The organism is Stenotrophomonas lacuserhaii (assembly GCF_039674585.1).
Classification (GTDB): Bacteria; Pseudomonadota; Gammaproteobacteria; order Xanthomonadales; family Xanthomonadaceae; genus Stenotrophomonas; species Stenotrophomonas pennii_A.
The window spans coordinates 1-18,964 of sequence record NZ_JBDJNU010000019.1; the positions used below are offsets into that span (position 1 = coordinate 1).

The window sequence follows — 18,964 nt, forward strand, 5'->3', positions numbered from 1 at the left end:
GGGTGGCTGTGCAGGACCGTCTTTTCGCATGGATGCGAAAAGCGAGCCTACACGGACGTACTTGCGGCGTGTCCTGCACAGCCACCCCGCCCCACCAACACGCCGCCCTGCAGCTCTTGACGTTGAACTTGAACTTGAACTTGAACTTGACCTTGCCTGAAGCCTGCCGCAGGCAAACACCCTCACACGCGCGAATGCTAGGCTTCGCCGGTCCGAAGGGAGTTTCCATGTCAGGCCACAGCCAGTTCGCCCTGCTCCGCCAGCGCCGCTTCCTGCCGTTCTTCATCGTGCAGTCGCTCGGCGCGTTCAATGACAACGTGTACCGCCAGGCCATCATCGGCCTGCTGTACTACCTCAGCGTGCCCAAGGAAGAACTCACGCTGTACACCACGCTGGCGCCGGCGATCTTCATCCTGCCGTATTTCCTGTTCTCCGCACTGGCCGGGCAGATCGCCGAAAAGCTGGAGAAATCACGCCTGATCGTGATCACCACCACCATGGAGATCGTGATCATGACGCTGGCCGCGGCCGGCTTCCTCACCCAGAACATGACGCTGCTGCTGGTCGCGCTGTTCTGCACCGGACTCCAGTCCACCCTGTTCGGGCCGGTGAAGTACTCGGTACTGCCCTCGATACTGAAGCCGGAAGAACTGACCGGTGGCAACGGCCTGGTGGAGATGGGCACCTCGATGTCCATCCTCAGCGGCATGATCGTCGGTGGTCTGATCTTCACCCTGGCCGGCAGCCAGGGACCGATCGTCGCCGGGACCGCGGTCATCGCCCTGGCGGTGCTCGGCAATGTCTGCGCGCGGATGATCCCGAAGGTCGATGCCGGCGCGCCGGACCTGAAGATCAACTGGAATCCCCTGCCCGAATCCCTGGCCGTGCTGCGCATGGCGAAGAAGCAGAAAGCGGTGCGCAACGCGATTCTCGGCGTGTCGTGGTTCTGGTTCGTCGGTACCGTGCTGACCTCGCAGCTGCCGACCTACGCGATCACCAACCTGGGCGGCGAGCCCACCCTTTACATCTTCGCACTGGCGCTGTTTTCGGTCGGAACCGGGGTCGGCTCGCTGCTGTGCGAGAAACTCTCGGGCCGTACGGTGGAAATCGGCCTGGTGCCGCTGGGCGCGTTCGGCATGACCGCCTTCCTGCTCGACCTGTACTTCGCCCGCGCCGGTGAAGCCACCGCGCAGGGGTTGTCGGTGACGGCATTCGTGCAGCAGGCCGGCAGCCTGCGCATCATCATCGACCTGCTCGGGATCGGCCTGTTCACCGGCTTCTTCGTGGTGCCGCTGTTCGCGCTGATCCAGAGCCGCACGCCGAAGTCGGAGATGTCGCGCGTGTTCGCCGCGCTGAACATCCAGAACTCCGGCTTCATCGTGGCCGCCGCCGGCGTCGGGCTGGCCGCGCACGCGGCCGGGGTCACCATCCCGCAGCTGTTCCTGGGCCTGGCCATCGCCAATGCCCTCGTGGCGATCTACATCTTCACCATCGTGCCCGAATTCCTGATGCGCTTCCTCAGCTGGCTGATGGTGCGCGCGCTGTATCGGCTGCGCCCGCACGGCATCGAAGCCAACGTGCCCGACGAAGGGCCGGCGCTGATCGTCTGCAACCATGTCAGCTACCTGGACGCACTGATCCTGTCGGCCAGCATTCCGCGCCCGGTGCGCTTCGTCATGTATTACCGCATCTTCAACATTCCGGTGATGAGCTGGATCTTCCGCACCGCCAAGACCATCCCGATCGCCGGTGCCAAGGAAGACCGTGCCCTGATGCTGCGCGCCTTCGACGAGATCGACGCGGCGCTGGCCGAAGGCGAGCTGGTGTGCATCTTCCCGGAAGGTGCGCTGACCCGCGACGGGCAGATGGGTGCCTTCAAGAGCGGCGTGGAGAAGATTCTGGAACGGCGCCCGGTACCGGTGGTCCCGATGGCCCTGCGCGGCATGTGGACCAGCATGTGGAGCCGGCGCGACAGTCGCCTCGGCCGCATGCGCGTGCCGCGCCGCTTCCGCGCCACCATCGAAGTGGTGGCCGCTCCGCCGGTAGAGGGCAGCGCCACCACCGCCGAGCTGCTGGAGGCCCGCGTGCGCACGTTGCGCGGCGACCACGCCTGAGCCGGCGACTCCGTTTCGCAACGCTGTAAGCGTTTCCAGAATTCGTGCCGAAAACGCATACAGATGCCGCGTGTTGCTGTAGATTACCCAGCCACAGGGGGGCGCACCGGCACGCCACGCAATCGCCGGCCACCAAGGAATGGAGTCTCGTACTTGAATCACCCACCGCCAATCGGCACCTCGTCGGTCTACATCCCCAACCATCTGGTCTGGGCGATCCTGTCGACGTTGTTCTGCTGCCTGCCGCTGGGTGTGGTGTCGATCGTCTATGCCGCCCAGGTTGATGGCCGCCGCGCTGCCGGTGACCTGGTGGGTGCGCACGAGGCGTCGCGCAAGGCGGGGTGGTGGGCAGTGGCTTCGGCTGCTGCGCTGCCGGTCCTGTTGCTGTTGTGGTTCGGGCTGTTCGGCGGCATCGCCGCGCTGGGCGCTCTCTCCGGTAACTGAGTCACCACCACCCACCCGCAAGGAGCTTATGCAATGAATGCCACCACCCCGCAGATCCCGAACCACCTCGTGTGGGCCATCCTGAGCACGCTGTTCTGCTGCCTGCCGCTGGGCATCGTGTCGATCGTGTTCGCCGCGCAGGTCAACGGCAAGGTCGCTGCCGGCGATATCGCCGGTGCCCGCGAGGCCTCGGACAAAGCCAAGAAGTTCGCCATGTGGGCGGCAATCGCCGGCGTCGTGGTCATGGTGCTGTACGCGATCTTCGTCGTTGCCCTTGGTGGCATGGGCGCGCTGAGCAACAGCGGCTACTGAGTTGCCTGACGGGATCCGGCACCGCGCCGGGTCCCGTTTCTACCCCATGCCGCTGCCCGCCATTCCGTCTTCGCTGCAACGCTGGTTGCCCCTGGCGGGCGTGGCCACGCTCGCGGTGGGGGCCACGCTGGTCCTGCATAACGTTGATCCCTACGCGGCCGGCAATCCGTTGCCGTCGTGCCCGTTGTATGCGCTGACCGGGCTGTACTGCCCCGGCTGCGGCAGCACGCGCTGCCTTTATTCCCTCGTGCATTTCGACCTGCCCGGCGCGATGGCGATGAACCCGCTGCTGGTGCTCAGCCTGCCGTTCCTGCTGCTGATGCTGCTCAACGGCGCCGGCATCCGCCCCCGCCTGCTCGATCCGCTGATGCGGCTGTTGGCCATGCCGATGTTCTGGTTGATCGTGCTGGTGGGCTATGCGGTGCTGCGCAACCTGCCGTGGGCACCGTTCACCGGATTGGCACCGGGCTGATTCCCCCGGTGGGTGGCGACCGTTGGTCGTCACGCCCTTGCCGCGGCGCTAGGTCACCCAGCCGGCGATCACCAGCAGCGCCAGGAGCGCCAGCCACAGCAGCAGCATGCGCCAGACCAGGCTCATCGCATCGCGCAGTTCGGGCAGGCGCTGCCACACCGGCAGCAGGCCGGCATCGGTGTAGTCGTGCGCTTCTTCACGCAGTTCGGCGTTGACACTGGCCCGTGCCACCGCGCCGAGGAAGCCGATGTCCTGACGCCAGCGTTCGCCATGGGCATGCCGCCAGGCCTTCCATGCCGTATCGAAGTTGCCCACCAGTGCCATCGACAGCGCCATCAACTGCGCCACCGGCCATTCCACCCAGCCCAACGCACGCTGCGCAGCGGAAAGTGTTTCCGGCGCCACCAGCGCGCGCATCGGACTGATCGACATCAAGGCCAGCAACCGGTAGCCCAGCGCACCGGCCGGGCCCAGCAGCAGGAACCAGAACAGCACCGCGAACCAGCGCCGCAGCGCGTTGTAGACGGTGACATCGACCAGCGAGGGCAGGTCATCGCGCAGGCTGCCACCGGCCGCCTGCAGGGTATGCAGCGCGGCGTGGCGCGACGCCGGCTCGTCGGCATCGATGACCGCTTCGACATCACGGTCCAGGTCGCGTGGACCCCAGCACCACGCCAGCGCGGCAATCCCCAGCAGCAGCGAAGGCAGCCCGAACAGCGTCCCGCGCAGCAACCACGCCAGCAGGCCCAGCAGCAGCACCGGCGGCAGGACCGCCAGCACCACCCCGAGCGGCCCGCGCGCGGACGGCCCCGCACGCAGGTCCAGCCAACCCAGCCAGCGTCGGAAGCCATCGAAACGACGCAGCGTGGCGGCAGCGGTCGGCGCAACGTGGCCAAGCGCCAGGGCAACCAGCACGGCGACCAGCGTGGTGAACATCAGGCGCTCCCAGGCTGCTGCCGGTACCAGTGCTCGATCAGGCTGCGGGAGATGGAAATCGGCGGCGACAGGCGGATGCCTTCGCCATCGTCATGCAGGTCGCGTGCGATGGCCGCTCCCACCTCTTCGGCGGTGAACCAGCGCGCATCCTCCAGCTCACCGTCCACTTCCGGTTCGCCGTCGTCGGCCTGGGCGCTGAAACCCACCATCAGGGCACCGGGGAACGGCCATGGTTGGGTGCCGAGGTACTGGCAGGCGCGGACGCGTACCTTGCTCTCCTCGAACACTTCGCGCACCACGGTCTGCTCGAGCATTTCGCCGGGTTCGACAAAGCCGGCCAGCACCGAATAGCGACGCGCTGCCCAGCTGGCCTGGCGGCCCAGCAGCAGGCGCCCGCGGTTTTCCACCGCCACTATCACCGCCGGATCCACTCGCGGATAATGTTCCACCGCGCACTGCTGGCAACGACCGACGAAGCCGCCGCGTTCGAAACGCACCTCACCACCACATACGCCGCAGAAGCGGTTGCGCGAGTGCCAGTACGACATGCCGCGGGCATAGCTGAAGGCGCTGGCATCGGCCACCGACCACGACAGCGCGGCCTGGCGCAGGTCCATGCGGCCGGGGGCGGTGACGTCCAGTGCGCCGGATTCAACGGAAAACCAGGCTTGTTGGCCGCGCAGGCCGAGGAACACGGCCGTGCCGGGTCCCCCGCCAACGTCGGCGCCGGTCAACGGCAGCGGTTGCTCATCCGGGCCGGTGAAGGCAGTGCCGTCACGGTCCAGCACCAGCAGGCGGGCATCCGGCCACAGACGCGCAAGGGCATCGGCGTCGGCACGCAGGGCATCGGCGCGCTCGAGCGGCTCGCCAACGAAAGAAAAGCCGGACAGCGGCGAAAGAGGGGTAGGCATGCGGCAAGCCTGCCCGCAAGGGCGGTTGCTGGCAAGCCTCGGCAGCACGCGAAGTGCTGCCGCAAGCCGTTTACATGCTGAAACTGCTGCCGCAGCCGCAGGTGGTCTTGGCGTTCGGATTGCGGATCACGAACTGCGCGCCGGTCAGGCTTTCGGTGTAATCCACCTCAGCGCCCATCAGGTACTGCAGGCTGAGCGGGTCCACCAGCAGGGTGACCCCGCTGGTCTGCACGGCCAGATCGTCCTCGGCGCGGTTCTCGTCGAATTCGAAGCCGTACTGGAAGCCGGAACAGCCGCCGCCCTCGATGTAGACGCGCAGCGCCAGTTCGGCGTTGCCTTCATCCTGGATCAGCTCGCGCACCTTCGCCGCAGCGGACTCGGTGAAGTTCAACGGGCGGTCAAGGGACTGGTAGCCCGGCGCCGCTTCGGCGGTACCGGGTAGTGAAATCAGCGTGCTCATGCGGTCAGCATGGGGCCGCCCGCGCCGGCTTTCAAGCCATCGCCTCGGCCAGCTTGCGCCGCGCGGCGGTATCACCCTTGCCGGTGCTGGCCTCATCGGCGGCGCCTTCCGGCGGCGGAAGCGCGGCCATCGGGGCACTGGCGTGGATCAGCCGGCCATTCAGCTGCGCGCCGGCGGCCATTTCAACCACCTGGTAATGGATGTTGCCGTTCACGCGGGCGCTGGGGGTCAGTTCAACCCGCTCGCTGGCGTGTACGTCGCCATCCATCCGACCGCTGATGACCACCACCTGGGCGCGGATTTCGCCTTCCACCACGCCATTGTCGGCCAGGGTGATGTTCGCGGTGCTGGCACCTTCCTGGGCAATCACCTTGCCATGGACGCGGCCTTCGACGTAAAGACCACCACTGAATTCGACGTCGCCGCGGATCACCACCTGGCTGCCGATCAACGCATCGACCACCAGCTGTCCGTCACGGCTGGACTTGCTGCTTCCAAACATCTGCCTACTCCCCGTTCGCGGCCGGTGCGCCGGCCTGTTTCCAGTCAAATACCTGTGTGGAACCCCCCGTTCCACTGCCCAGTGTGACCTTAACCCGTTGCGGGGTGAAGTCCGCCGGCAGGATGATGCTGCCGCCCAGCTGCTGGAAGTATCGGAAGGAGTACTCCTGGCCGGGAACGTTGCTGCGCTGGTGCAGTTCGTCCCAGCTGACCGTGGCCAGCCGTCCGTTCTTCACGCCTTCCACGGTAAAGCGCATCTGCCCCTGGCTGATGGCACCCCGGTTGAGGTTCTGGGTCAGCACTACGGCGTACTGCCAGGTCCCGGCGGCTTCGGGGCGGAACTCGATGGAATGGGTGTTCAGGCCCTTGCGCTGGCTGGTGGCACCGACCAGTCGCTCATAGAACGCGACATCGGCGCGCAGGCCGGCGATTTCCTCGTCCCGTTCGGCCAGCGAGGCCTGCACCTCATTGTTGGCTGCACGGCTGATGCGGTCGGAGGCCTCCAGCGTGGCCTGCTTCTGGCGCAGTTCGACCAGCTGCTTCTGCAGGCTTTCGGCACGCTGCTGCGCGCCTTCCAGGGTGTCGCCCAGGTCGCCACCCGGACGGCCCAGCCAGAAGCCCAGCAGGCCGGCCAGCAGGAGCGCGATGAGGGCGCCGGCCGCCAGCATCCAGAGACGACGACGGTCGGTAGGCCCGGCGGCCTGGCCGGGCATGCGGATCTGGACGCGCGAAGGCGGACGGTTGTTCATGGCGGGTCTCCGGAGCATCGATCAGTGCGATGCAGGCTCGGCCTCGGCGGATCAGTCGGCGCCATTGTAGTTCAGGACGCAGGCGACGCTGGCCGCCGCCCTCGATGCCGCCTGTGGCATTCAGCGTCACCATCGCCGATAGTGCAGCCTTCGAACGTGCCGTTCGTGCTGCCCGCTACCGGGGCAGGCACGTCCACGTCGCTGACCGGAGCCTTCGCCATGACCGACGCCCACCTGTTCGTGATCGGCATCCTGCTGGCCTGGCTGGCCGGCATCCGCGTCTACCTGACCGTCTTCGGCGTCGGGCTGGCCGGACTGCTCGGCTGGGTCGACCTGCCGCCCGCGCTGCAGGCCACCGAATCGTGGTGGGTACTGGGCACCTCGGCGGTGCTGGCGATAGCCGAGTTCTTCGCCGACAAGATCCCCGGCGTGGATTCGGCGTGGGACCTGCTGCAGACCCTGGCGCGCGTGCCTGCCGGCGCCTTCCTGGCCGCTGCCACGCTGTCACCCGATGGCGACCTGGGCACCGGCACGCTGCTGGCCGGCGCGGGCGTCGCGCTGGCCAGCCACGGGCTCAAATCCGGTACCCGCGCACTGCTCAACACCTCGCCCGAACCGGCCAGCAACTGGGTCGCCTCGGCCGCCGAGGACACCGTGGTGGTCGGTGGCCTGGCGCTGGCGCTGGCCCATCCGTGGCTCGCCCTGGTCGTGGTGCTGGCGTGCAGCCTGGCCGGCGCGGTGGCCGTCTGGCTGGTCTGGCGTGCCCTGTGGAAAGGCGTGCGCTGGTTGACCGGCACGGATCGCGACACGCCGCGCACCGGGCCTGCCGCATAATCCCCCTACCCCCCTTGCCGGCGACTCCGTGAACGATACCCACCCGCCACGCAACGTGCGTGCTGAAACCCCACCCGCCGATCATTGGCAGCGTTGGGCCGGCACGGCCTCCGGAACGCCTTCCAGCGCAGTGCCGCAGGCAGTGGATGACAACGTCGTCGCCCTGCCCGGCGCGACGCCTCCGCCGCTGGATACCGCTGCGGGAACGCAGGACGAGCCGCCGACCGGTTTCATCCCCAGTGATGCGCCGTATCGCATCTTGGTCGTGGAAGACGACCGGGCCCAGGCGCTGTTCGCGCAGAGCGTGCTGCACGGTGCCGGCATGGAGGCGGTCGTGGTGGGCGATGCGGAAAGCGTGCAGCCGGCCCTGAAGGAACATGCGCCGGACCTGATCCTGATGGACCTGCACCTGCCGGGACTGGACGGCATGCGGCTGACTGCGATGATCCGCCAGCTGCCCGGCCTGCAGATGCTGCCGATCGTCTTCCTCAGCGGCGATCCGGATCCGGAACGCCAGTTCGAAGTCCTCGACAGTGGGGCCGATGACTACCTGAGCAAGCCGATCCGCCCACGCCACCTGATCGCCGCGGTGTCCAACCGCATCCGCCGCGCGCGCGCCCAGGCGGCTGCGCAGACCGGTGAACGCGGCGGCCCGCTGCTCAACAATCCGGAAACCGGGCTGCCTACCCGCCACCACCTGCTGCAGCAGCTGTCTGCCGCGCTCGGCCACCGCGACCACGGCGGCCTGTTCTTCATCGAAATCGCCAGCGCGCTGGGACTGCGCGAGCGCTACGGCTATGCCGCCTTCGAGCGCCTGATGGTGCAGGCCGGCCAACGCCTCGCCGAGGCCGCACAGCCGCACCTGCTGGCACGCCTCAACGACAACAGTTTCCTCGCCCTCGCCCGCGGTGCCGACGAAGAACAGCTCGATGCCACCGCGCAGTCGCTGCGCGAGCAGTTGTCCGCCCGCGCCTTCGTGATCCGCGATGACGAGTCGGTGCACCTGCGCGGGGTGATTGGTTTCGCGGCGCTTTCGCCGGGCTTCCCGGATGTCGGCAGCGCGCTGGAGGCGATCGAGCGCACCACGCTGCAGGCACGCCTGCTGACTGCCGGCGTGGCCGGGTTCGTCCCGCACGAAGCAACCAGCAGCGATGAACACCTGGCGATGCTGGACGGCCAACTGGAACTGGCCTACCAGCCGATCGTCGCGGTGGCCGGTGGTGGTAACGCGCAATACCAGGTGCTGCTGCGGCTGCGCCAGGCCGATGGCAGCGTGCTGACCGCCGGCCAGGTGATCCCCGCCGCCGAAGCGGCAGGCCGCATCGCCGACCTCGACCAGCAGGTGATCGACCACGCACTGGGCCTGCTCGACCATTACCGGCACGCCACGCCGCCACTGCACCTGTTCGTATCGCAGTCGTTGCGCACGCTGGCGCGTGATGCGTTCGCCGACTGGTTGATCGAATCGCTGCAGCAGCGGCGGCTGGACGGCAGTGCGCTGGTGATCGACGTGCGCCTGCCCGATGCACTGATCCACACTGTCACCCTGCAGCAGTTCTGCACGCGGGTGAGCGCGCTGGGCGTGCGCTTCTGCCTGAGCCAGTTCGAGCCCGGTCCGGAAGCCAATGCCCTGCTGACCCAACTGCCGTTGTCGTTCGTGCGCATGGCGGGTCGCTTCTCCAGCAGCCACGCCAACCCGCAGACGCGCGATGAAATGCGCGCGGCAATCGACGTGGCGCACCGCGCCAACCTGCTGATCATCGGCCAGCAGATCGAGGACCCGCAGGCGGCCGCGGCGATGTGGGTAGGCGGCGTGGATTTCATCCAGGGCAACATGGTGCAGTCGGCCGGCAGCGACCTGGATTTCGATTTCCTCAACGCGGTGCTGTGATCCAGTGACCCACGGAGGGGGCCGATGGATCTACCCGGCCGGGCTGGCAGCCACGGCCATCAGCGTGGGCTGCGTGCTGGCCGTGGCGCTGCACTGGAACGGGCCCTGGCCCTGGCTGGGTCTGGCAGCGGCCTGCGTGGCGCTGCTGCTGTGGCCGCTGCGGGCACGGCAGCAGGGCTCGCACCGCGCAGCCCAGGCCGAGGGCGAGCAGCGCCTGCGCCACCTGCAGGAGGAACTGGACCGCCTGCAACGGCTGCACGACCAGCAGGGACAACTGGAACAGCAGTTGCTGCTGGCCAAGCAGTCCGCGGAAGCAGCGGTGCTGGCCAAGGGCGAATTCCTGGCCACCATGAGCCACGAGATCCGCACCCCCCTCAACGGCATCATCCCGATGCTGGACCTGATCGGGCGTGGCAGCCTGGAACCGGACCAGCGGCAGATGCTGGGTACCGCAGTCACCAGTTCGCAGCAGCTGCTGCGCATCGTCGATGACATCCTCGACCACTCGCGGCTGGAAGCCAATGCGCTGGTGCTGGAGGCCACCACCTTCAACCTGCGCGAACTGCTGGACGGCGTGGTGCAGCTGATGCAGCGTGCGGCCGAAGCCAAGGGCCTGCGCATCGTGCTGGAGCTGGATCCTGCCGTGCGGCTGTCGGTGCGCGGTGATCCGGTGCGGCTGCGCCAGGTACTCGGCAACCTGCTGGCCAATGCGATCAAATTCACCGCGCGTGGCCAGGTGACGTTGAAAGTCCGCCGGCTGGGTGAAACGCCGTTCCGGCACGAACTCCGTTTCGAGGTGCTGGACACCGGCATCGGCATCGACCAGGAACAGCAGTCACGCCTGTTCCAGTCCTTCAGCCAGGCCGACGCCTCGACCACGCGCGTATACGGCGGCACTGGCCTGGGGCTGGCGATCTGCCGCCGCATCATCGAGCTCATGCAGGGCCGGATCGGCGTGCAGTCCACGCCCGGCCAGGGCGCCATGTTCTGGTTCGAGATTCCCCTGTTGAAGGCACTGGGCGACGCCCGCGGCGGGCCCGGCCCGGAACTCGGCAACCTGCTGCTGCTTAGCGCCGATGCGCTGCTGCAGCAGCGCGTGCAGCGCGTCGGTGCGCAGCATGGGCTGCAGGTACAGGCGGTGCAGACGCTGGCCGTGGCGCTGGAAGCCGTCCGCGCGACGACCCGTGCACTGGCGTGGCTGGTAGTGGATGGCCGCCTGCTGCGCAACGGCGATGCGTCCGTGCAGCGGGCGCTCGCCGAACGCGGTACCGAAGCACCCCAGGTGCTGTGGCTGCACCTGGGCAACGCACCCGCACGCAACGGCCAGCACTGGGTGGACGAACTGCAGGCCGACGCGGTGCTGCACGCGGTGCTGGTGCCGGCTGCAACGCGCTCGGCGCGGCCTGCGGCCCTGCTTGGCGATGCAACGCTGCCTCCCCCCACTGCGGGTAAGCCGGACCGCCTCGACCTGCGGGTGCTGCTGGTGGAAGACAACATGGTCAACCTGATGGTGGCCGAGCGCGTGCTGGAAGTGATGGGCTGCACGGTGCGCACCGCGCACGATGGCGAACAGGCGCTGGGCGAACTGCACGCAGGGGGCATCGACGTGGTGCTGATGGACTGCCAGATGCCGGTGCTGGATGGCTACGCCGCCACCCGCCGATGGCGCGCGCAGGAAGCCACGTCCATGCGTGCGCGGGTGCCGATCATCGCCATGACCGCCAACGCCATGGCCGGTGACCGTGAGCGCTGCCTGCAGGCCGGCATGGATGACTACCTGTCCAAGCCGGTTGAACTTTCGGCGTTGCGAAGCATGCTGAAACGCTGGACGCTCGGCGCGCAGGACATCGGCACTGTCGAACCGCGGCACCAGGCAGCGGCAGCGGATGAAGAGGCCGACGCGCCGCAGGCCGCGCTGGATGCCAGCGTGCTGGATGAGTTGCATGACGTGATTGGCGCCAGTACCCAGGCGATCATCGACGCGTTCCTGCATGACACGCCGGGGGTGGTGCAGCAGTTGCAGGAAGCGGCGCAGGAAGACGATCAGGACAAGCTGCGCGCGCTGGCGCACAGCCTGAAGTCATCCAGTGCGAATGTCGGCGCGATGGCCTTGTCCTCTGCTGCGCGGCGCATCGAACTGGAAGCGCGCAACGGCACGCTGCAGATGCCGGTCGTCGCCGCCGCGCGCGTGGTCGCCGAGTTCGCGCGTGCACGCATGGCACTGGCCGGCTGGCAGCCCCGGTAGGGCTGGCCCGTAGGGCTGGCCCGTAGTGCCGCCCCGTAGTGCCGACCTTGGTCGGCACCCCTGCCCCCCGCTCAGTCTTCCAGCTTGCTGAGCAGGTATTTCGGCTCGCCGAGGCGACCGATCAGCTCCAGCTGGGTTTCCAGCCAGTCGATATGTTCTTCTTCGGAATCGAGGATCTTCGTGAACAGCTGGCGGCTGACGTAGTCGCCAACCGAATCGGCATGCGCCACGGCCTCGCGCAGGACCACGACCGCTTCGCTTTCCAGCGCCAGGTCGCACTGCAGGATCTCAGAAGGGTTCTCGCCGATGCGCAGCTTGCCCAGCGCCTGGAAGTTCGGCAGTCCTTCGAGGAACAGGATGCGATCGGACAGCATGTCGGCATGCTTCATCTCTTCGATCGATTCCTTGTACTCGTGCTCGGCGAGTTCCTTGATGCCCCAGTTCTTCAGCATCTTTGCGTGCAGGAAGTACTGGTTGATCGCAGTCAGTTCGTTGTACAGCACCTTGTTGAGGTACTGGATGACTTTGGCGTCGCCTTTCATGGGGGTGCTCCTGCACGCTGAAAACGCAGGCACTGTAGCGGCTTTGCGCCGGCGATGAAGGAACGCGAATCGTGCTCAGTTGCGCGTTGCCGCGCAGGCGCACGTCGTCAGGCGGCCTGCAGGCCGCCGAGAACCGGCAGGGGCAGATCGTGGGTGTTGCGTGCCTTGGCGAGCAGGTCGGCGGCCATGTCCAGGCAGGAGCCGCAGGTGGCACCACAGCCGGTCCGCATGGTCAGCTCGGCCACGCTCGCGCAACCCGCCACGGCGGCTTCGCGGATCTGGTGGTCGGTGACTCCGTTGCAGATGCAGACGTACACGATGGCGGCCGGGGCTGGCAGGCCGATGCTGGCCTGCCGGTATTCCACTTCAAACGCGAATGGTTGTCAATTGACAAGCTGAATCATTCTCGATGGAGTTCAGCCTGGACGATCATCAGGTGGGATCGCCCTGCACCTTCTTGGGCCAGTAACCGCGCTTGGTCGGACGCTTGCGCGGCCGATCGTGACCCGCCGCATGCCCCGGCATCCAGGCTTCCTGCGCACCCGTCGGCATCTGCGTCACCCCTGCGCCGGCAACACCGCGCGCCATCGGCGCGAGGTGGCGCAATGCACGCGCATACACGCCACGCTTGAACATCACCACGTGTTCGACCGGATACCAGAAATCCACCCAGCGCCAGTTGTCGAACTCCGGCGTGTCGGTCAGGTCCAGCTGCACATGCGACTCATCACCGGTCAGGCGCAGCAGGAACCAGACCTGCTTCTGGCCGATGCACACCTGTCGCTCATTGCGGCGGATCGCGCGCGCAGGGAGCTTGTAACGCAGCCAACCGGGGGTCGCACCGAGCACTTCAACGTGTTCGGGCAGCAGGCCGGTCTCTTCCTGCAGTTCACGATACATGGCCTCGACGGGCGTCTCATCGGTGTTCATGCCGCCCTGTGGGAACTGCCAGCCATCCCGGCGCACTCGACGTGCCCAGAACACCTGACCGTCCTGGCGCATCAACACGATGCCGACGTTCGGTCGATAGCCGTCCGGATCGATCACGATGCGGACTCCTAGAAATCTACTGACAGGGACTATCCCATGCCGCCTGTCGGCCCACAAGCAGCACACAAAACTATTGACATGTTTCGTACACATGCCCAGAATAGCCGGCTCACACAAGGCTATGTAGCTCAGCCGGTTAGAGCACAGCACTCATAATGCTGGGGTCGGTGGTTCGAGTCCACCCATAGCCACCATGTCGAGGTTGGTTTTCGACTTGGAAAGTGAGACAATTGCTTCACCTATTTTGCCCCGTCGCCAAGCGGTAAGGCACCTGACTCTGACTCAGGCATTCGGTGGTTCGAATCCATCCGGGGCAGCCAAACAAAAAGAAAAAGGCCTGATCGAAAGATCAGGCCTTTTTCTTTTTGTTTGGTCACGCATTCCACCTTAGCCCCGCGCCGTTGGCGCGCCCCCTTGAACATTTTCGCCGCGCCTGCGGCGCCGCGGAAATGTCCGCGCATTCCACCTTATCCCCGCGCCGTTGGCGCGCCCCCTTGAACAACAAGGGGGCTCCACTCCGGGAAAGATTCCGCGCGCCTGGCGACCTGGGCCACACCGCCCTGCAGCCACCATTGCCCGTCTGGAGAAAAGCCCCCTTCTTGTTGAAGGGGGCGCGCCAACAGGCGCGGGGTTAAGGAAAAATGCGCGCCCACGGAGCCAGCGGAACAAAAAAAAGCCCGGCGAAAGCCGGGCTTTTTTTGTTCTGCTGGCGCAGTGGATCAGCGCTTGGAGAACTGGGTGGCGCGACGTGCCTTGTGCAGGCCGACCTTCTTACGCTCGACTTCACGGGCGTCACGGGTCATGAAGCCAGCCTTGCGCAGCTCGGACTTCAGGGTTTCGTCGTACTCGACCAGCGCGCGGGCGATGCCCAGACGGATCGCACCGGCCTGGCCGGTGGTGCCGCCGCCAGCGGCGGTGACCAGGATGTCGAAGCTTTCGGTGTTCTTGGTCAGCTCGAGCGGCTGGCGCACGATCATGCGCGCAGTCTCACGACCGAAGAACTCGTCCAGCGGACGGCCATTGACGGTGATCTTGCCAGAGCCCTTGCGCAGGAACACGCGGGCGGTGGAGGACTTGCGGCGGCCAGTGCCGTAGTTTTGAGTGATAGCCATGATTAGATATCCAGAACCTGCGGCTGCTGTGCGGCGTGCGGATGCTCAGTGCCTGCGTAGACCTTGAGCTTGCGGTACATCTGGCGACCCAGCGGACCCTTCGGCAGCATGCCCTTCACGGCGATCTCGATCACGCGCTCCGGGTGGCGCTCAAGCGCCTGGGCCAGGGATTCGGTCTTCAGGTTGCCGATGTAACCGGTGAAACGGTGATACATCTTGTCCTGCAGCTTCTTGCCGGTGACGACAATCTTTTCTGCATTGATGACGACCAGGTAGTCGCCGGTATCAACGTGCGGGGTGTAGACCGGCTTGTGCTTGCCACGCAAACGGCGGGCCAGCTCGGTGCAGAGACGGCCCAGGGTCTTGCCCTCGGCGTCAACGAGGTACCAGTCGCGCTGGACGGTCTCGTTCTTAGCGGTGAAAGTGCTCATGAAGAACTCTATGTAGGTCGTCGGGCTCATTGCGGCCAGGAGGGCCGGAACTCTGCCACGCGTTGTGAAGGTGAAACGCAAGAGGCGGGATTTTACCCAGCTTCGCCCGGCAGCGCAAGTCGACCCCCGCCCATGGGTTGGCACGGGCGCGGCAGGCGGCGAGAATCAGGTTCCCCCGACGTTACCGGCCCCCACCATGAGCGCGCTCCGCCAGACCACCCCGCTGGATCACCTGTTGACCGAGGCACAGCGTGCGTTGGACACGGTGTTCGGCAATCCGCCGGCAGAACGCCCCTACCCCGCCACCGACGCAGCCGAACCCGGCATGAGCCCGGGCGAGCGACGGCATGCGGCCGGCCTGATGCGGATCAACCATGTCGGCGAGGTCTGTGCGCAGGGACTGTACTTCGGCCAGGCCGCCGTGGCCCGCGATCCGGCCACCCGCGCGCATCTGCTGGAGGCCGCGCAGGAAGAAACCGACCACCTGGCGTGGTGTGCGCTCCGGCTGGGTGAGCTGGACAGCCGTCCCAGCCGGTTCAATCCGGTCTGGTACGCCGGCAGCTATGCGATCGGCACGCTGGCCGGGCTGCGGGGTGACGGCTGGAATCTCGGCTTCGTGGTGGAGACCGAACGCCAGGTGGAAGCCCATCTTGACGAGCACCTTGAGACGCTGCCGCCGGCCGACCTGCGCAGCCGCGAAGTGATCAAGGTGATGAAGGAGGACGAGGCCCGCCATGCCGAGCACGCTGAGCAGGCCGGTGCGCGCCGGCTGCCGTTCCCGATCCCCGGCGCGATGGCGCTGGCGTCGAAGGTGATGAAGACGATCGCGTACCGGTTCTGAAGAGCTGCCGGGCGCGGCTCGGGACCGGGGTCAGGGCGTGGACACCAGTTTCAGGCCGATCACACCCGCGACGATCAATGCCACGCAGCCCAACCGGGCCGGCGACGCGCTGTCGTTGAACAGGAAGATGCCCAGCACCGCCACGCCCAGCGCGCCGATGCCGGTCCAGATCGCGTAGGCCGTGCCAACCGGGATGGTCTTCATCGCCTGGCTCATCAGGAACAGGCTGATCAACGCAGCCACCACGGTGGCAACGGTCGGCAGCGGCTTGCTGAAGCCGTCGGAATATTTCATGCCGATGGCGAAGCCGATTTCAAAGATGCCGGCCAACAGCAGATAGATCCAGGGCATGGGGTACTCCTCAACTTTTTAAACGAAAACAAAACGGCCCGGTGTCTTCACACCGGGCCGTGGGTCGGTCAACTGCCGTGAAACGCTGATCTGCGCAGATCGGGGTTCCACGGGGCGGGACGTCCCGCCTTCATAAGCACGGCCCCGGAGGACCCTGCCGTATCACTCGGACAGATTGCGCCCGTGGAACAGCTCTTCGATTTCGCGACGCAGCAGCGCCTCGATCTTCATGCGTTCCTTGAACGACAGGTTCTTGGCCTTCTCTTCGAACAGGTACTGGTCCAGGTCGAAATCCTTCAGGTGCATCTTCGTGTGGAAGATGTTTTCCTGGTACACGTTGACGTCGAACATCTCGTAACGTGACTTGATGTTCTTGGCCAGGAAGTTCTGGATCGAGTTGATCTTGTGATCGATGTAGTGCTTCTTGCCCTTCACGTCACGGGTGAAACCGCGCACGCGGTAATCCATGATCACGATGTCCGATTCCAGACTCTCGATCAGGTAGTTCAGCGCCTTCAGCGGCGAAATGACGCCACACGTGGCCACGTCGATATCGGCGCGGAAGGTCGCGATGCCTTCCTGCGGGTGCGTTTCCGGATAGGTGTGCACGGTGATGTGCGACTTGTCCATGTGCGCGACCACGGCATCGGAAATCAGTTCCTTGCCGGCCTGCTTCTTGTCGATCACCGGTTCTTCGGAAATCAGGATCGTCACCGACGCACCCTGCGGATCGTAATCCTGGCGCGCGATGTTGAGGATGTTCGCACCGATGATCTCGGCGACGTCCGTGAGAATCTGAGTCAGCCTGTCGGCGTTGTACTCTTCATCGATGTAGTCGATGTAGCGCTGACGCTCCTCTTCGGTGCGGGCGTAACAGACGTCATAGATGTTGAAGCTCAGCGCCTTGGTGAGGTTGTTGAAACCTTGCAACCTCAGGCGAGGCAACGGCTTGACCACGGGCGGCGATCCTGTAAGAGCGGGGAAAGGATCAATTATGAGGCAATTGTTCCCCGAGGGGGGACCTGAACGAGCTGCCGTGAACAGCTAATTGTTTGCTCTTAACATTTGCGCTCCGCTAAGCTGCTCTCCACCCCGTGAATCCGTTCATGCGCAGAGGGAGCGCCACCATCGTGTCAACCGTGCGCCTTGCTACCAGTCCTTTGGCTTTGGACATCGCTACCATCGACCGCTTCCTGGCCCACAGCCACCGGCGTCGCTACCCTGCCCGAACCGATGTGTTCCGCCCCGGTGACCCGGCCGGGACCCTGTACTACGTGATCAGTGGGTCGGTTTCAATAATTGCTGAAGAGGATGAGGAGCGCGAGCTGGTGCTCGGCTACTTCGGCACCGGTGAGTTCGTCGGCGAGATGGGCCTGTTCGTGGAGTCGGACCGCCGCGAGGTCATCCTGCGCACCCGTACCGCCTGCGAACTGGCCGAAATCAGCTACGAACGGCTGCACCAGCTGTTCCTGGGTCCGCTGTCCAGCGACGCCCCGCGCCTGCTGTACGCGCTGGGCCAGCAGATATCCAAGCGGCTGCTGGACACCAGCCGCAAGGCCAGCCGCCTGGCCTTCCTGGACGTGACCGATCGGATCGTGCGCACGCTGCACGACCTGGCCGAGGAACCCGAAGCGATGACCCATCCGCAGGGCAGCCAGCTGCGCGTGTCGCGGCAGGAGCTGGCCCGGCTGGTCGGCTGTTCGCGCGAAATGGCCGGACGGGTGCTGAAGAAGCTGCAGGTGGACGGCCTGCTGCATGCCCGCGGCAAGACCGTGGTGCTGTACGGCACCCGTTGAAGGTCCCCCGGCGGGCGACGCTGCGCTCCTGGGTGGTGACGCTGTCCCCGTGGTGACGAGGCCCCTGGTGGGTGATGCTGCCCCCGGTGGGTGACGACCGTTGGTCGTCACTGCGTCATGCCCGCCCTCACCTGCCGGTGCACGGCAGTCCTTCAGGATGATGTGATGGAGCTGAGCAGCGAATTCTGGTGGTTCATCCTGATCGGCCTGGGCGCGCAGCTGGTCGACGGCGCGCTGGGCATGGCGTTCGGGCTGGTGTCGTCGTCGGTGATGCTCAGCATGGGCCTGCCACCTGCGCAGGTGAGCGCCAGCGTGCACACCGCCGAGGTATTCACCACCGGCGCCTCCGGCGTCTCCCATCTGGCGGCCGGCAACGTCGATCGCCGGTTGTTCGTGCGCTTGGCCGTACCCGGTGCGATCGGTGGGGCGATTGGCGCTTATGGACTCACCCAGCTGCCGGGGGACGTCATCCGGCCACTGATCTATCTGTACCTTCTGGTGCTTGCCATCATCATCCTGTTGCGCGCGGCCGGCCGACTGGTGCCCAGGGGTGAGATCAAGCGCGTGCCCCTGCTGGGTGCGGTGGCCGGCTTCCTGGATGCCAGCGGCGGTGGCGGCTGGGGCCCGGTGGCCACCTCCACGCTGCTGGCGCGCGGCGGTGAGGCGCGGACCACCATCGGCACCGTCAACGCAGCAGAGTTCGTGGTGACGTTGACGGTCTCCGCGACCTTCCTGCTGTCGATGGGGCTGCAGCACCTGCAGATCGTCGCCGGCCTGCTGATCGGCGGCATGATGGCCGCCCCACTGGCGGCGGTGCTGGTGAAGCGGGTCAAGGAACGCTGGGTGCTGGTCGGGGTGGGCGTGCTGGTGCTGGCGATCAGCCTCTACCAGATCAGCCATACGGTGTTCGGCCTGCTGGAGCGGTAACGCCGAAGGCAGCGGCATGACGACCAGCGGTCGTCACTACCGGAT

General features: G+C 66.2%; 22 protein-coding genes and 2 tRNA genes. 12 read left to right on the plus strand and 12 right to left on the minus strand.

The features are described 5' to 3' along the window. Positions 1 to 227 precede the first annotated feature (227 nt). From ABE522_RS09235 to ABE522_RS09250, 4 genes are all read left to right on the plus strand, one after another. A complete protein-coding gene (locus ABE522_RS09235; protein WP_346591450.1) occupies positions 228 to 2,114 on the plus strand; it encodes an MFS transporter in 1,887 nt (628 codons plus the stop codon). A gap of 153 nt (positions 2,115 to 2,267) precedes the next feature. Further along, entirely contained in the window at positions 2,268 to 2,558 is a 291-nt protein-coding gene (locus tag ABE522_RS09240) for a CD225/dispanin family protein (protein WP_042614298.1), read from the plus strand. A 33-nt stretch (positions 2,559 to 2,591) separates the two neighbouring features. Continuing rightward, positions 2,592 to 2,870 carry a CD225/dispanin family protein gene (locus ABE522_RS09245; RefSeq protein WP_101099327.1) on the plus strand — a complete coding sequence of 93 codons (279 nt, stop codon included), beginning with the start codon at positions 2,592 to 2,594 and terminating at the stop codon, positions 2,868 to 2,870. A gap of 46 nt (positions 2,871 to 2,916) precedes the next feature. After that, positions 2,917 to 3,342 carry a DUF2752 domain-containing protein gene (locus tag ABE522_RS09250; RefSeq protein WP_346591451.1) on the plus strand — a complete coding sequence of 142 codons (426 nt, stop codon included), beginning with the start codon at positions 2,917 to 2,919 and terminating at the stop codon, positions 3,340 to 3,342. Between the two features lie 48 nt (positions 3,343 to 3,390). Here the strand turns inward: ABE522_RS09250 and ampE are convergent, their stop codons facing one another. The 5 genes from ampE to ABE522_RS09275 all read right to left on the minus strand — a co-directional run bounded on the left by ampE (position 3,391) and on the right by ABE522_RS09275 (position 6,899). Then, the gene (gene ampE, locus ABE522_RS09255; protein WP_346591452.1) at positions 3,391 to 4,278 is read right to left on the minus strand and encodes a regulatory signaling modulator protein AmpE; all 888 of its coding nucleotides are present in this window, start codon (positions 4,276 to 4,278) and stop codon (positions 3,391 to 3,393) included. Next, positions 4,278 to 5,189, minus strand: coding sequence for an NAD(+) diphosphatase (gene nudC / locus ABE522_RS09260; protein ID WP_346591453.1), 912 nt, complete (start codon positions 5,187 to 5,189; stop codon positions 4,278 to 4,280). The genes ampE and nudC overlap by 1 nt, the downstream gene beginning before the upstream one ends. Before the next feature lie 70 nt (positions 5,190 to 5,259). Then, on the minus strand, positions 5,260 to 5,649 hold the full coding sequence (gene erpA / locus ABE522_RS09265; RefSeq protein ID WP_042614293.1) for an iron-sulfur cluster insertion protein ErpA: 390 nt from the start codon (positions 5,647 to 5,649) through the stop codon (positions 5,260 to 5,262). A 31-nt stretch (positions 5,650 to 5,680) separates the two neighbouring features. Continuing rightward, complete coding sequence (locus ABE522_RS09270) at positions 5,681 to 6,151, minus strand: bactofilin family protein (RefSeq protein ID WP_346591454.1); 471 nt, start codon at positions 6,149 to 6,151, stop codon at positions 5,681 to 5,683. A 4-nt stretch (positions 6,152 to 6,155) separates the two neighbouring features. Continuing rightward, entirely contained in the window at positions 6,156 to 6,899 is a 744-nt protein-coding gene (locus ABE522_RS09275) for a DUF6776 family protein (protein WP_346591455.1), read from the minus strand. Between the two features lie 219 nt (positions 6,900 to 7,118). Between ABE522_RS09275 and ABE522_RS09280 the strand changes: the two genes are divergently transcribed. The 3 genes from ABE522_RS09280 to ABE522_RS09290 are packed head-to-tail and all read left to right on the plus strand — an operon-like array spanning position 7,119 to position 11,869. Continuing rightward, the gene (locus ABE522_RS09280) at positions 7,119 to 7,733 is read left to right on the plus strand and encodes a DUF4126 domain-containing protein (protein WP_346591456.1); all 615 of its coding nucleotides are present in this window, start codon (positions 7,119 to 7,121) and stop codon (positions 7,731 to 7,733) included. Then, positions 7,723 to 9,624 (plus strand): EAL domain-containing protein, encoded by a 1,902-nt coding sequence (locus tag ABE522_RS09285; protein ID WP_406846331.1) that lies wholly within the window; start codon positions 7,723 to 7,725, stop codon positions 9,622 to 9,624. Before ABE522_RS09280 ends, ABE522_RS09285 begins: the two co-directional genes overlap by 11 nt. A 58-nt stretch (positions 9,625 to 9,682) precedes the next feature. Next, the gene (locus tag ABE522_RS09290; protein WP_406846332.1) at positions 9,683 to 11,869 is read left to right on the plus strand and encodes an ATP-binding protein; all 2,187 of its coding nucleotides are present in this window, start codon (positions 9,683 to 9,685) and stop codon (positions 11,867 to 11,869) included. A 71-nt stretch (positions 11,870 to 11,940) separates the two neighbouring features. Here ABE522_RS09290 and bfr read toward each other — a convergent pair whose 3' ends face one another. The 3 genes from bfr to ABE522_RS09305 all read right to left on the minus strand — a co-directional run bounded on the left by bfr (position 11,941) and on the right by ABE522_RS09305 (position 13,458). Beyond that, positions 11,941 to 12,411 (minus strand): bacterioferritin, encoded by a 471-nt coding sequence (bfr, locus tag ABE522_RS09295; RefSeq protein WP_346591458.1) that lies wholly within the window; start codon positions 12,409 to 12,411, stop codon positions 11,941 to 11,943. A gap of 107 nt (positions 12,412 to 12,518) precedes the next feature. Continuing rightward, positions 12,519 to 12,728 (minus strand): (2Fe-2S)-binding protein, encoded by a 210-nt coding sequence (locus ABE522_RS09300; protein ID WP_346591498.1) that lies wholly within the window; start codon positions 12,726 to 12,728, stop codon positions 12,519 to 12,521. A gap of 115 nt (positions 12,729 to 12,843) precedes the next feature. Beyond that, a complete protein-coding gene (locus ABE522_RS09305; RefSeq protein ID WP_312684978.1) occupies positions 12,844 to 13,458 on the minus strand; it encodes an RNA pyrophosphohydrolase in 615 nt (204 codons plus the stop codon). 120 nt (positions 13,459 to 13,578) lie between these two features. Between ABE522_RS09305 and ABE522_RS09310 the strand changes: the two genes are divergently transcribed. Continuing rightward, positions 13,579 to 13,655, plus strand: a tRNA-Met gene (locus ABE522_RS09310). 51 nt (positions 13,656 to 13,706) lie between these two features. Continuing rightward, positions 13,707 to 13,781, plus strand: a tRNA-Gln gene (locus tag ABE522_RS09315). A gap of 399 nt (positions 13,782 to 14,180) precedes the next feature. Here the strand turns inward: ABE522_RS09315 and rpsI are convergent. Beyond that, entirely contained in the window at positions 14,181 to 14,573 is a 393-nt protein-coding gene (rpsI, locus tag ABE522_RS09320; RefSeq protein ID WP_042614287.1) for a 30S ribosomal protein S9, read from the minus strand. Positions 14,574 to 14,575: 2 nt separating this feature from the next. Beyond that, the gene (gene rplM / locus ABE522_RS09325; RefSeq protein WP_042614286.1) at positions 14,576 to 15,004 is read right to left on the minus strand and encodes a 50S ribosomal protein L13; all 429 of its coding nucleotides are present in this window, start codon (positions 15,002 to 15,004) and stop codon (positions 14,576 to 14,578) included. Positions 15,005 to 15,200: 196 nt separating this feature from the next. Here rplM and coq7 point away from each other — a divergent pair, with 196 nt between their 5' ends. Then, complete coding sequence (gene coq7 / locus ABE522_RS09330; RefSeq protein ID WP_346591459.1) at positions 15,201 to 15,845, plus strand: 2-polyprenyl-3-methyl-6-methoxy-1,4-benzoquinone monooxygenase; 645 nt, start codon at positions 15,201 to 15,203, stop codon at positions 15,843 to 15,845. Between the two features lie 30 nt (positions 15,846 to 15,875). Here the strand turns inward: coq7 and sugE are convergent, their stop codons facing one another. Together sugE and speD are read right to left on the minus strand one after the other, a co-directional pair. Next, positions 15,876 to 16,196, minus strand: a complete 321-nt coding sequence (gene sugE / locus ABE522_RS09335; RefSeq protein ID WP_042614284.1) for a quaternary ammonium compound efflux SMR transporter SugE — start codon at positions 16,194 to 16,196, stop codon at positions 15,876 to 15,878. 162 nt (positions 16,197 to 16,358) lie between these two features. Next, a complete protein-coding gene (gene speD / locus ABE522_RS09340) occupies positions 16,359 to 17,153 on the minus strand; it encodes an adenosylmethionine decarboxylase (protein WP_042614283.1) in 795 nt (264 codons plus the stop codon). Positions 17,154 to 17,302: 149 nt separating this feature from the next. Between speD and crp the strand changes: the two genes are divergently transcribed. Continuing rightward, a complete protein-coding gene (gene crp, locus ABE522_RS09345) occupies positions 17,303 to 17,992 on the plus strand; it encodes a cAMP-activated global transcriptional regulator CRP (protein ID WP_309682825.1) in 690 nt (229 codons plus the stop codon). Between the two features lie 165 nt (positions 17,993 to 18,157). Beyond that, positions 18,158 to 18,919, plus strand: coding sequence for a sulfite exporter TauE/SafE family protein (locus ABE522_RS09350; RefSeq protein ID WP_346591460.1), 762 nt, complete (start codon positions 18,158 to 18,160; stop codon positions 18,917 to 18,919). Positions 18,920 to 18,964 lie beyond the last annotated feature (45 nt).